This window comes from Membranihabitans maritimus, assembly GCF_021729145.1.
In the GTDB taxonomy this organism is placed as follows: domain Bacteria; phylum Bacteroidota; class Bacteroidia; order Chitinophagales; family Saprospiraceae; genus Membranihabitans; species Membranihabitans maritimus.
The window spans coordinates 1-14057 of sequence record NZ_JAJSLW010000015.1 but is presented as its reverse complement, the minus strand read 5'-3'; the positions used below and the strand labels follow the sequence as shown (position 1 = coordinate 14057).

General features: G+C 39.5%; 9 protein-coding genes and 1 pseudogene. 9 read left to right on the top strand and 1 reads right to left on the bottom strand.

Annotated elements, in window-relative coordinates; translation table 11 throughout:
- A pseudogene (locus tag LVD47_RS16795) lies at positions 1-2666 on the bottom strand (hypothetical protein); the annotation flags it as partial.
- A 2057-nt stretch (positions 2667-4723) separates the two neighbouring features.
- Between LVD47_RS16795 and LVD47_RS16790 the strand changes: the two are divergent.
- From LVD47_RS16790 to LVD47_RS16755, 9 genes are all read left to right on the top strand, one after another.
- Positions 4724-5968, top strand: a complete 1245-nt coding sequence (locus LVD47_RS16790; RefSeq protein ID WP_236979000.1) for an efflux RND transporter periplasmic adaptor subunit — start codon at positions 4724-4726, stop codon at positions 5966-5968.
- Positions 5965-7434, top strand: coding sequence for a TolC family protein (locus LVD47_RS16785; protein WP_236978998.1), 1470 nt, complete (start codon positions 5965-5967; stop codon positions 7432-7434). Before LVD47_RS16790 ends, LVD47_RS16785 begins: the two co-directional genes overlap by 4 nt.
- Positions 7435-7452: 18 nt before the next feature.
- A complete protein-coding gene (locus LVD47_RS16780) occupies positions 7453-8118 on the top strand; it encodes an ABC transporter ATP-binding protein (RefSeq protein ID WP_236978996.1) in 666 nt (221 codons plus the stop codon).
- Entirely contained in the window at positions 8118-8249 is a 132-nt protein-coding gene (locus LVD47_RS23765) for a hypothetical protein (RefSeq protein WP_255785250.1), read from the top strand. Before LVD47_RS16780 ends, LVD47_RS23765 begins: the two co-directional genes overlap by 1 nt.
- A 42-nt stretch (positions 8250-8291) precedes the next feature.
- Positions 8292-9629 carry an ABC transporter permease gene (locus tag LVD47_RS16775; RefSeq protein ID WP_236978994.1) on the top strand — a complete coding sequence of 446 codons (1338 nt, stop codon included), beginning with the start codon at positions 8292-8294 and terminating at the stop codon, positions 9627-9629.
- Positions 9626-10807: an ABC transporter permease gene (locus tag LVD47_RS16770; protein WP_236978992.1), complete on the top strand. Its 1182-nt coding sequence runs from the start codon at positions 9626-9628 to the stop codon at positions 10805-10807. Before LVD47_RS16775 ends, LVD47_RS16770 begins: the two co-directional genes overlap by 4 nt.
- Before the next feature lie 143 nt (positions 10808-10950).
- The gene (locus LVD47_RS16765) at positions 10951-11229 is read left to right on the top strand and encodes a four helix bundle protein (protein WP_236978990.1); all 279 of its coding nucleotides are present in this window, start codon (positions 10951-10953) and stop codon (positions 11227-11229) included.
- Positions 11230-11295: 66 nt separating this feature from the next.
- Positions 11296-12648 (top strand): sigma-54-dependent transcriptional regulator, encoded by a 1353-nt coding sequence (locus LVD47_RS16760; protein ID WP_236978988.1) that lies wholly within the window; start codon positions 11296-11298, stop codon positions 12646-12648.
- Positions 12638-13918 carry a sensor histidine kinase gene (locus LVD47_RS16755; protein ID WP_236978986.1) on the top strand — a complete coding sequence of 427 codons (1281 nt, stop codon included), beginning with the start codon at positions 12638-12640 and terminating at the stop codon, positions 13916-13918. The genes LVD47_RS16760 and LVD47_RS16755 overlap by 11 nt, the downstream gene beginning before the upstream one ends.
- Positions 13919-14057 lie beyond the last annotated feature (139 nt).

The window sequence follows — 14057 nt, the reverse complement described above, 5'->3', positions numbered from 1 at the left end:
CCGGGACCCGTCCAGGAATATGTCGCTCCCTCTACATCCGATGATCCATCCAGGGTCACCTCAGTCACCGCACAGGTTAAAGTCTTGCTCTCCCCAGCATTACATTCCGGTCTTTCTATTTCCAACACCTCCACTTCGCATTCAGACGTACATCCTGAAGTAGGATGTGTCACGGTAAGTTCATATGTACCGGCAACCGATACTTCAGGGTTTTGTTCATCGCTAGTATATCCACCGGGACCCGTCCAGGAATACGTCGCTCCATCTACATCCGATGATCCGTCCAGGGTTACACTGCTTACATCGCAGGTTAAAGTCTTGCTACCCCCGGCATTACATTCCGGCTCTTCAAAATCTTCGAAAACCTCTACTTCGCATTCTGATTCACAACCGGAAGTTGGGTGGGTTACAGTTAGTTCATATGTACCGGCAACAGTTACTTCAGGATTTTGATCATTGCTTGTATATCCATTCGGTCCGCTCCATGAATAAATGGCACCAACAATATCCGAAGACCCATCTAATGTTACAGCACCATTGTTTGTACAAGACAAAGTTTTATCATCACCGGCACTGCAACTGGGCACCACTGTATTTTCAAACACTTCCACTTCACACTCCGAAATACAATCATTTCCCACCAGGCTGACTGTCAAAGTATATAGGCCAGGTTCAGTTACGGTAGGATTTTGCTCATTACTGGAAAACCCACCAGGACCACTCCAGGAATATATAGCTCCATCTGTCGTAGATGAGCCATTAAGTGTCACCATACTGTTATTCAAACAAGTCAGTGTCTTATTTTCCCCGGCATTACAGTTGGGTACTACGTTCTGAGTAACTTCCGCGGTACATACGGACTGGCATCCCGAAGTGGGATGGGTTACAGTTAGCTCATATGTACCAGGCATATCAACCGTAGGATTCTGCTCATTACTGGAAAATCCTCCGGGGCCACTCCATGTGTAAGTTGCACCATCCGTATCGGATGTACCCAATAATTGGAGTTCGGGTTCCGAACAAGTGAGATTTCCACCGGAAGCATTACAGCTTGGAGTTGGTTTTTGTGTTATTGTAAAAGAACAAGTCGATGTACATTCATTAGCGTCCATGACCGTAACTATATAATCTCCCGGCCCCAGATCCGAAAAGCTTCCTGAACTTTGGAAATCTCCATCGCCCAATTTATATGTATATGGCCCTTGTCCACCGGTTACACTAACATTGGCACTGCCCGTATTTTCCTCACCACAATCTATATTGGTAGTTTGATCAATAGAACAAGAGAGCACTGAAACAGTGCCACTGCAAGTAAGGTCATAAGTACATCCATTGGAAGATACTGTAACTTCTACTGTATATCCACCTTCAGCCAATCCATCAACAATAATGGGATTGGTGGTAGTTGTCCCGGATTGCATATTATTTTGACCGTCGGTCACTTTCCAGGAATAACTTCCATCGATAGACACTTCAATAGAAATCTCACCATTCCCGGGTTCGGGACAGGCAGTTACTTCACATCCTACGATCGTAGGACAAAGTTGACTTGCGAAGTTTGACAATCTTTCGGCGAGGGCATCTATGTTTCCAATGGCATAATCCGTGTTTCCCGCATTTTGGCCTGTAGCACCCGTAAATTGAGTATTCCCCGATATTTTACGCAAGTAGGTAGAACTCAAATTAGCTCCCCCTACTCCCAACCCGAAAACATGAGCGCCAGCTCGCTTTAGTTTGTTTGCCTCGATAATAGCATTGATTATTTCAGGGGCTTCAGTTGTCGTTCCATCATAACACAATTGCTCTTCATCTTCGCTATTAAATGGATCATAATACGGATAATCGGCTGTCCCATTTCCCCAGGAAGTAGGGTTGCCATCTGTAAAAAATAATACTAAATCAGGTGTGGAGAATGAACTATTAGCCTTGTGAAATGCTCCCATCCAATTGGTACCACCGAATGGAGTATATCCTGAGGAAGAGGGAGGGTATCCTGATCCAAAATTTCCAAAATAGGTTACCATATCATTTCTGGTAGCAGAAGGACTTTGGTACCCTTCAACCTTATCAGAAACATCTGCAAATTCCAGAACTGCCACTTCAATATTATCACATCCTCCTGCTTCTAAACCTTCCAGGAAATCAAGTACGGCATTTCTAAGTTTTATAAAGGCATTACCTTCTGCCATAGAGCTTGATTCATCCAGCATTAATAAAATTTTAAAATTTCCGCAGGCGTCTAAAGGAAGGTTAGAAGCAATAGCAGGTTCTTCACAATCGGGGCTGGTCCCTGCGCAATCTTCACAATACGGTGGATCCATCATAGAGACGGATGCATATTTGGTATCATTTGCTTTAACAGACTTCATAAAATGTGCAGCCTTATTTTCCCGTACTTTCATTGTTGGGGCGATAGTACCATCAAATAAATTCTCAAGTAAAGCATCAAATCCCTTCTCGTAAATACTCCCAAAATTCACCTCATGTGATTCCACCTGGATGGTAGGAGTTTCAGCACTAAAATCCGGGAAAGTAGGTATGGAATAAAGGTTGTTTTGGAACGACAAAAGGACAACAGCCAATAAAATTAGTTGACAAGTCCATTTTTTTAAATAAACATTATAAAATTTAAATAATATTATAGGGTATAGCAATTTCTTTTTCATAATTACAATTAATTTGAAAAGAGAGTATTATAAATAGTCTTTTTTTGTAAAAACAAGATCGGTATAGCATACTTGTCCGCTTGCAATCATTTCAGAATAAATGCATCCAGACTATAGCTACATGGATTGACAAATACTGGTAATACTATTTTTGCACGTGCCTTACCATATTAATGTATAGAAGAGCCACCTGCAAACATAAACTACAGCAATTCAACCGATAACAACATGTAATATTTTCTTACTAATCATCAAGGTATGTACTTCTCATATATTTCTTTTTAGGTTCAACAATATTCAAATGATAAAACACAGCACAATTGTTTATTGACCGATAGCATCTCCAATTGGATTAACATGTGGCAAAAAACAACTTCAATCCTTGCACTTGAGGTGAGAGCAAAGAAAGTTCCAACGTATCATTAGTATTGTTTGGCTTAGCTTAGCTTGAAAGGGTTTTTTTTGGGTTTTTAGCTTTGGCCTCCAATACTTGCAACCGCTAATGTAAAATAATAGTTTGGTATGGCCAAATGAATTTATTTATTTTTGTAAAAAATGAAAAAAAGAATAAAATATTCAATTATTACAACAAAACCATTATAAAAATATTAATGTCACATTGCATTAAACAATTAAATTTCAGCAATAAAAACTTTTAAAATACATTAGTTTTCATTTATTACACACAAAATTAAATGTCCTACTTTAATTTATATGTAGTAATTATTGAATACTTTTGTAGTAAGTTTTCTACACCTAACTTATATAAATAACCGATTCAAAAGAAAACTTCATAATACTATCCATTCTTTTTCAATAAATAGTCCTGATCCATACCCTCTGCCTTTACCAGAAATATACTCCAAGTATAAATTGTGTAATTGAAAAGGGAAAGGAGAAATCAAGTGATCGCCAACTCAATGGGACCAATTCCCCCTATATGGTGTATTCGTCAGGTAATAAGGGCACTCTGCTAAGGACCACCATATATTGGCTATGGTCAATAATTATTACCCTATTTTTTGGATATATTATTTCTCTTATAATAATCTATAATGTGGTATACTCGTAATGACAAAGGGAAGAAAAATAGCAAATACAAACCTTTCCTGAAAACAAATTGAATATCACTGCTTGGTTTTTGCGTATAGTAATTAATTCTTAGGGAGCAACCGGTATTTATCACACAATTGGCAAGCCGGTATTCATTGGAAAATGAAGTATTTTTACGCAAAATGATTTATAATGAGTACCTCCATGAAATTAGTATACATTTCGAATCTAATATAAAATATATTTTGGTTTATTAAATTGGGGCTGGAATAAATCCGGAACTTTCAAGTTCAAGTGCCAAAACCCGATTATGCAGCAACTTTAATCATTTGATCTCACTTCTCATATTGTAGTAAAATTTCTACACAAACTCCAAAAAACTATTACAAAATTTGTAACCAAGTGGACCTATATTGCGCATGAAGAATTTATACATTTTGTTATATGTTATAAACTATGACCAAGAGCTTGTTTATGCAAACGGCATTAACTAGAGAAAATCCATAAATGGGTGGTAAAAGGCTAATTTTGTTTCATCCCTTGTTTGATTTGAATGATAAATGTTGAACATTTTCCTTCTAATCAAACTCGTTTAAATTAAATTAACCTCAAATTTTTGAGGTTCCCTCCATTTTAAAGATTTAAACTAACTCTAAACATCAATGTATAAATTATTTTGAAGCACTTTATAATTTATTATTTAGGGTTACAATAAATTAAATTTGGAGGTTAAATCCGGGAGTTGCTCCCGGATTTTTTCCCTTTGTAAAATTTTATACACAACCTGTAACCTCTTTACGAAAATTACAACCTTCCCCTCACCCCACTTAATGATTCAATTACCAGGCAAGGTCGTTAACCGGCCTTGTTTTTTTCACCCTTAATGATATATCATTTTCGAACACACAATGTCCGATATCGGACAATATTTACAATAAAACTATATATATACCACTCAAATACAGTTTGTTAATATTTGGCAAGGATATAGCACCCTTCCAGGCATGGATAAACATTTAGATCATACATACCAAAGAAAAAAAAGGCTGTCGAAAGCCGGACTTTACCTGTTAGGAATCCTGTCATTGCTATTTACGATATGGGGTATTCGGCAATTACTAAACCGTCCCGTTGATACGACGAAAATAATTCAAGGAATGGTAGACTACGGCCGGCTAGAAAACTCTATAACGGCAGGTGGAGTTGTTAAACCTCTATCCGTATTAACACTCACCAGTCCTCTCAACACCCGCATTCAGGCCAATAAAAAAGAAAATGGATCCTTTGTGAAACCGGGTGAAACCATTATGACACTGGACACTGAATTTGCTGAATTAGAACTGGACCGCCTTGAAGACGAACTCGATCTCAAAGATAATAATGTAGTAAGAATGAAATTGGAACTGGAAAAAAATATCAGAGACATTGAGCTGGACGATAAGGTAAAAGACCTTCAGGTAAAAAATTTAGAAGCCTTGCTGGCTGACGCAAAAAGACTATTGGAGATAGGAGGAGCCACTCAGGAAGAAGTCGATAAGGCCGGTCAAAACCTGGCTATAGCTAGGTTGGAAAAGAAAAAACTGGAAAATGAACTCGGTTATCGAAAGGCTTCCATTGGATCTGATGTTCTGAATGAAAAGATCCAATCTTCTATTCAACGGAAAAGACTTTCTGAAGTCAAAAAGAAAATTGATCTAGCCAACCTAACCTCACCGGTGGAGGGTGTAATAACCTGGATGAATAAAAATATCGGGAATCAAGTAGCGGAAGGAGATCCTTTGGCAAGAATCGCCAATCTCAACAGTTACTCCATAGAGGGCCAGGTTGCAGACATGCACGCCGGAAAAATAAAAGTCGGATTACCCATTCAGGTCAGACTGGCAAAAACGGTATTAAAAGGCCGTATAGAACAAATCCTGCCCGCTGTAGAAAACAATACCATACAATTTCGAATTGCTCTGGATCAACCCAAATCGCAAAGTCTCCGACCTAATATGGAAGTTGACGTAAGGATCATAACCGATACCAAAGAACGAGGCCTTTATCTTCCCAATGGCCCAGCTATAAAAGGGGGGAAACTGCAGACCCTTTTTGTAATAGAAGGCAATAAAGCCATAGCGCATGAGGTAACAATCGGAATGAGAACTACCGAACGGGTAGAAATAGTAAGTGGCCTTGAACCCGGGGACCAGGTAATCCTCTCAGACATGTCACAATACGAAAAACGTCCCAAAATCAGACTGAAATGAAAGAAGTATTCTCCATTATATTTTTGATCCTGACATTTCTTACATGGCCGAAATCTATCCGAAGTCAGGAAACGACACTAAGCCTGAATGATGCAATATCCATTGCTCAAAACCGTAGCATTATCAAAACCCAATCCCTCCGTGAATACGAACGGGCCGACAACCAACTGAACTTACTTCAAGCCCGATTGAATCCCCAGCTTTCACTCAATGCTAATGCACCAAATTTTTACAAAAGTTCTTCTGCAGTGGTACAGCCTAACGGGAGTATAAGTTTTCAACCCATTTCTCAGGACAACAGTCTTTTGAAACTCCAGCTATCTCAGAAAATACTCACGACCAACACCACTCTATTTGCGGAGGGGAATATCCAACGATATCAGGATTTTGAAGGCGCTTTTACCAGTTTTAATACCGTTCCTTTCCGGTTGGGTATAGAACAACCACTTCACCACGTAAATTACGACCTTTGGAACCAAAAATTTTATCAGCTGGACCGGAAGATCGCCCGTAAAAAACTTACGGTCAGCAGCGAAAAAATTGCAGCTGACGTAACGGCTGCTTACTTTCAGGTCCTCACAGCGCAAATAGATGAAGAAATTGCCCGGACCAATATAGAGAATAACCAAAAACTTTACGAAATTGCCAAAGAACGCTTCGAATTGGGTAAGATTTCGAAAAGTGACTTGCTACAATTAGAGCTTGGATTGAGCAGCGCTGCTCAAAATAAAATGAAAGCAACCCGGGCCCTGATCAGTTCCAATGCAGATCTCAAAGAAGCTATGAATAAAAATCTATCTACTGACGATTTCATAAATGTCCTCACCCCGGAAATTCCGGAACTGCAGCCAATAGATCCTACCAGAGCTGCAAACTTGGCATGGGAAAACCGTCCGGAGCAACTGGAATACAAGAAATTGGTCCTGGAAGCAGAACAAGCTATGGAAATTGCCGACCGGGAAAACGGCTGGCAAACCATCCTGAGGGCTAGCATAGGATTTACAGGCAGTGGAAACACTTTTGGGGAGTCTTATTCCCAGCCAAAATACGAAACCCGGATCGAAGTAGGAGTAAATATCCCACTAATGGATGGGAAGAAAAGAAAACTCAGTAAGGAGGATGCAAAATCTAATTATGTCTACAATAAAACAGAAAACGAATTTTCTGAATTGACATTCAAACAAAACATCCGACAACTTGTACTTCAATTCAATCAATTACAAAAAGAAGCCGGGCAGGCTTTGAATAGCTATGAAATCGCCAGGCAAAGATACGACATCGTGAACCAACGATATGTACTGAATGATATAAGCATTACGGACCTCTCCCTGGCATTCGGGGAACGGGATCTCGCGTGGCGTAATTATATTAATCTTCTCCGGGCATACTGGATCACTTATTATTCCATCCGTCAATTAACCCTCTTTGATTTTGAAGAAGGTCAAATAATAAATTACTCTTTATAACATCAAAAAATTCGAATTATGATAAGCGTCAACAATTTGAGTAAATCGTACTTTACCGACACCCTGGAAACCCTGGCACTAAACAATATCACATTGCACATAGAAAAGGGAGAATTTGTTTCCATTATGGGCCCATCCGGATGTGGAAAATCCACTCTTCTTAATATGATTGGTCTTCTGGACAGTCCTACAGAAGGAGTGATCCGAATTGAAGGACAGGAATTTCGACATAAAAAGGAAAAAGAATTAGCTCGCTACCGAAACCAGAATCTGGGCTTTATCTTCCAAAGCTTTCACCTGATTAGCGACTTGCCTGTCATAGACAATGTAGAATTGCCCTTGCTTTACAGAGGAACAAGTGCCAGGGAACGCAGACACAAAGCAGAAGAAGCCCTCGCCCAGGTAGAACTGAGTCATAGAATATTCCATTACCCGAACCAATTGTCAGGTGGGCAACGTCAAAGGGTAGCCATAGCCCGTGCTATTGTCGGGAACCCGACAATCCTGATGGCGGATGAACCCACGGGAAACCTGGATAGTGTACTTGGGGATGAGGTCATGAAGATCCTTATGGACCTGAATCAAGAGAATAATGTCACTATAGTAATGGTAACGCATGATGAGAATATGGCTCAAAAAACACACAGGATCATTCGCCTTTATGACGGAAATTTAGTGAATTGATGGTACTACGAGACTTCGAAAAGGCCGGTGGGGTAGCAATGATTGCCGTACCTATCAAATTAACTCTGCCACAAAATGATCCTCCGGGAAGTCATTGGGACCTTTTTGGACAATCCATCTCCCTACTCTAATCCAAGAGTGACCGATCCGATTAAAATTAAAAACATATAAAAATGCTCAAAAATTATTTAAAGATTGCCCTTAAAGTACTAAAGCGAAACAGATTCTATACGTTCGTCAGTCTCTTTGGAATCAGTTTCACTTTAATGGTTCTTATGCTTTCGACAGCATTTATTGACAATGAATTAGGAGCTAACCGTCCACTCAGCAATAAAGACCGCATTCTGGTTGTATCCGGTATGGGAATGAAAAAATGGCAGCGGGAGACTAACACTACGATAGATACGATATACCGAAACGATTCTACGATTCTGGACACCACCATTATTGAAACACCCATTGTCGGAAATTCCCAGAGCTCATCGAGTTCCCAATTGGGTTATGACTTTTGTAAAGAACATATTCTGCCTATGCAAAGCCCTGAGATGATTTCTCTCTTTGTACCTCAGCGACAGATAGAAGTCTATCCCAACAATGCACGCCTGGAATTATCCACATGCATGGTTGATGCCAACTACTGGAAAATATTCGATTTTGATTTCGTAGAAGGACAACCCTTTGGTGAATCAAGTATTGAAAATCAATCCCACCATACGGTTCTTACCGAGGAAGCAGCAGGTAAGTATTTCGGTGCACAGGACTCATATCTCAACCGCGAGTTGGTCTGGGGACATGATGTATATAAAATCGTCGGGATCATTAAGGAGCCGAATACATCTTCCTTTGTTGTCCAGGGTGATGCTTTCATGCCGGTTACCAATTTACCGGACCACGCATTGAATTACGGTTATGGTTACTTCGGAGGATGCAATGTGGCATTATTAGCAAAAGATGGAGCGTCCGGGGAAAGTATGACGGCCGAGCTAAAACAAATAGAAAACAACACCGAGATGAAAGATGGTTTCGATATCCTATATCTTTGGGAAAAAGATATAACCGACCTATATGCCTGGCCTATCATTGGAAGTCAGGATACCCGTTCAGGAAATAAATTTTTAATGATCCTTTTTGGAGTTTTGATTTTGTTTCTCATTATACCTACATTCAATCTGATCAATCTGAACATTACCCGGATTCTGGAACGTTCATCGGAAATCGGTGTCCGTAAAGCTTTTGGAGCCCGTACCGATCACTTACTTATCCAATTTCTTTTTGAGAATATTGTCCTAACGTTTCTGGGAGGCCTGTTAGGTTTGGTCTTTACATTTTTTGCCATGAGATGGTTTAACAAAGCACAAATCCTCGAAGGAACCCATCTGGAATTCAATAGTACGGTTTTTGGTATTAGTCTTCTAATCACTTTATTTTTTGGCATCTGTTCCGGCCTTTTCCCTGCCTGGAAAATGGCAGGAAAAGAAATAGCCGTAGCCATAAAAAACAGCAGAATATGATAAAACACTATTTAAAAATGATTTGGAAACGCCGGGGGAAAAATGCATTCCTTGTGGCAGAACTTATTCTTTCATTCCTAGTAGTATTCGGAGTCCTGGCTTTTGCTATGAAACAGTTTCAGAAGTTGAAAATACCCGAAGGGTTCATCACTGAAAATATATACAACATTTATCCCTCTCTCAACGTAGACGATCTGGATTCCCTGGAATTCAAGACCAAAAGAGAACAGTTTAAACGGGAAATATTGGCCCTGGAAGACATTCGAAACGCTACATTTGCCACGGAAGTCACCCCTTATGGAAACAGCAACTGGAGTACCGGGAACGGGGATGGAGATGAAAACGGATTCAAATACAATACCGACTACATTCTATGCGATCAGGATTTTACCGATGTATGGAACACGCCGATAAAAGAAGGGAATTTTTTTAAAGAAGAAGACCTCGTAGGAAAATATGTCCCCATTGCCGTAAACCAACTATTTGTCGATAAATTCCTCAAAGACACTACAGCATTGGGATTCGCCTTTGAAATGAATGGAAACGACGTCATTATAAGCGGTATTTTTGATCATTTTAAATACCAGGGTAAATTCGGCGATGAAACTCCAATGGCACTTGTGCCTATAAGTACTAGATGGAACAACGTCGGATTACTAACCGTAGCCACCCATGCCAATGCCAATGAAGAAATCGTAAAAAAAATGTATGATATAACCGCCCGAATTACTAAGAATTTTGACTTCTGGATCGAGAAAGTAGAAGTAGTACGTAAGAAAAAGAATAAAGCAGCCTGGATTCCTATTATTGGTTTGTTTTCCCTGGCAGGATTTCTCCTGATCAATATCTCTATGGGATTATTTGGAATCCTTCGATATAATATTAGCCGCAGAAAACCGGAAATTGGTCTCCGTAAAGCAATGGGAGCTCATGCCGGCCATATTCGAAGCCAGTTTGTTGGGGAAATGGTTATTCTTACTTCACTGGCTATAATCATAGGATTAATTATTGCCATACAGGCACCTTTGTTAGATGTATTACAGATGGAAAACTTGATCTATTGGAAAGCCATATTCCTGACCCTGGTAATAATTTACGGCATCGTCATTGCATGCAGTATAATCCCGAGTTCACAAGCCGCAGCAATAGAACCGGCCGTATCATTACACGAGGAATAGGAATTGGTGAATAGTGAGCAGTGGTTAGTATAAAATGGCTATTCCTGACTGAAATTCAGTAAATTGCAATTAAGAAATTAACTACCAATACATATTCTATGAAAACCCACAAAGATTTAAAAGTATGACAACACTTATTAGCTATGGTTGCGGAAATTTATAAAATTACAAGAGACATCCTTGAAGAGGAGTTATATGAATTAATAAATCAGTTGAGAAGGAGTATAGTATCAATACCTTCTAATAAAGCAGAAGGAGTTGTAAGAAATCACGGGAAAGACTTTATACACTATTTGTATATTTTGCCTGGTAGCGATATGGAATTGGATGCCCAATTAAGAATTGCAAGAAATCTACATTTTCTGTCAGCGTACGTATTTCATGAAATCAAGGAACAAAATTTTTCCAAAGGTAAAATGTAGCATAAATTAATTCCATAGTAAACCGGAGACTATTCATCAATCACTAAAAATAATCACCCCCCTTCCATGGATCCAAAAATACTCATTATAGACGACGACCGGACGGTATGCCAATCACTGAAATTACTTTTCAGCAAGGCAGGGTTTCAAGTACAATCTATTTATAATCCCCATAATGTGTTGGAATTCATCAACAGTTTTCATCCGGATATAGTATTATTGGACTTGAATTTCAGTGTTGATACCTCAGGAAGTCAGGGGCTTAAAATTCTGGAATCCCTTAGGCCCCGGCACCCCGATCTTCCCATCCTCCTGATAACTGCCTGGGGGACACTGGAACTGGCCGTGAAAGGGATGAAACTCGGCGCCAAAGACTTCATCACCAAACCTTGGGATAATCGCCACTTGCTTTCTGCGGTAAATACACAAATCGAATTGAACTCAAGTTTGAAAAAAGAAATCTCCGACTTTTCTTCACTCGATGCGATTATTGGGCGTTCGAAGGTAATCAAGGATGTAAAATCCATGATCCTTCAAATTGCATCCACCAATGCTACTGTACTTGTAACCGGGGAAAGTGGAACGGGAAAAGAACTCGTAGCAGAAGCAATACACGACAATAGCCAAAGAAATGAAAATCCTTTTGTAAAGGTCAATCTCGGTGGAATCCCGGACGAACTCTTCGAAAGTGAGTTATTCGGACATGTTAAGGGGGCATTTACAGGTGCCGTAAGCGATAGAACCGGTCGCTTCAAAGTAGCTGATAGGGGAACCATATTTTTGGATGAAGTAGGAGAATTAAGCCGACGTACCCAGGTAAAATTACTCAGGGTTCTCCAGGAAAAAACGTTCGAACCCCTCGGAAGCAATAAAACCATCAAATCTGATGTGAGAGTTATATCCGCTACCCACAGAAATCTGGAGACAATGGTAATTGAAGGACAATTTCGGGAGGACTTATTTTACAGACTTAATTTATTACAAATCCATCTACCTGCGCTGTCTGAAAGAAGAGAAGATATCCCTCTGCTTGTGCATTCTTTTATCCAACGACTCAATCAGACACAAGGGGACAAACACATAGAAGCCGGTGCTTCAGCCCTCGAATGGCTCTCTTTACAAGAATTTCCTGGAAATATCAGACAGTTAAAGAACATAGTTGAACGGGCATGGCTGCTTTCCAGGAAAACTATTCTCGAGAGAGGAGACTTCAAACAACATTTTTCAGATCAAAAACCAGAGCAAGGTAAATTGCCCAAGGTAGGATCCATGACACTAGAAGAAATGGAAGTAACGATGATACAAAGAGCAATGTACTTTCACAACGGGAATATTAGCCAGGTAGCTCGCAGCCTGGGAATTACCCGAAGTGCCCTGTATCGCAGACTTTCCAAATACAATATTAGCCATGAATATTAAGGTGCAATTCGGATTATTCATCGGCCTATTAATTATAGCCCTATCGGTCACAGCTTTTCTTTTATTAAGGGATAATATACTATTCCTTATTGTTGGCGAGATCATAATCATCATAATCATCTTGCTCGCATTTTTGGTTTATTCCAAAATTTTCAGACCATTGGATCAATTGAAACTGGGTAGCGAAGCCCTTAGAGATCGGCATTTCACCAGTAAACTAAGACCCACTGATTCCCCTGAAATGAACAATCTGATAACCGTATATAATAATATCATTGAGAATATCAGGGAAGAACGCGTATATCAACAGGAACAACACTATTTCCTCCAATTACTTGTAGAAGCTTTACCTGTAGGGATATTGATCCTGGATTATGACGACAACCTTAGCACATTTAATCCGGAGGCAAAGAAAATTCTCAAATTGAAGGCACAAGATATTGGACAATCTATCCACTCCATCAATCCGATTCTTGAAAAAGAGCTAAAAAAAATTAAGTACAATGAAGTTATCAATTTCAGGACGGGAGGTAACAAATACTACCGATGCATTATCAATAAATTTATGCACAGGGGATTTTCTCGAAAGTTTATTATACTGGAAGATGTAAGTTCCGAAAGAATAGCAATCGAAAAAGAATCCTATGGTAAAGTAATTCGAATGATGGCCCATGAGGTAAATAATTCGGTCGGAGCAATAAATTCTATCCTGGACTCTCTTCTCAACGGATCAAGATTCTCCGAGCACGAACTCAATGAATACCTTAGTATTGTACTCGAAAGAAATAAAAACCTCAACCGATTTATGAGAAACTTCGCTGATGTAGTCCGGATTCCTTCTCCTAATATGACAACCTTTGATCTTAATACTTTAGTAAAACACGTTTACCTATTATTGGAAACACAACTCCATAATACAGACATAATTTGCGAATTGCTATTACCTGAATCTGAAGTACTTGTTCGGTTGGACAGGGATCAAATGGAACAGGTTTTTATAAATGTAATATTGAACTCAATACAAGCTATTGAAGGGAAAGGTAAAATAACAATAGAAGTCCGAGAAGATCCACGATCGGTCCGAATACAAGACACCGGAACCGGTATTACCCCAGGGAATGCTCAAAAGATTTTCACCCCTTTTTTTAGTACCAAACCCTCCGGTCAAGGCGTAGGGTTGACAATGGTTAGGGAGATCCTTAATAATCATAATTTAAATTATAGCCTTACTTCGGATCACAATAAAACAGCATTCTTGATAGAACTATAAAAAAAGTGAAGCCTGTAAATACAAGCTTCACTTTGAATTAACCCAATTTCCCCCAAAATTAGATCTTATCTGATCAAAATCATCTGTTTGGTTTCTGTGTAATCACCCGATCGGAACTGGTAATACATTACCCCCCCGG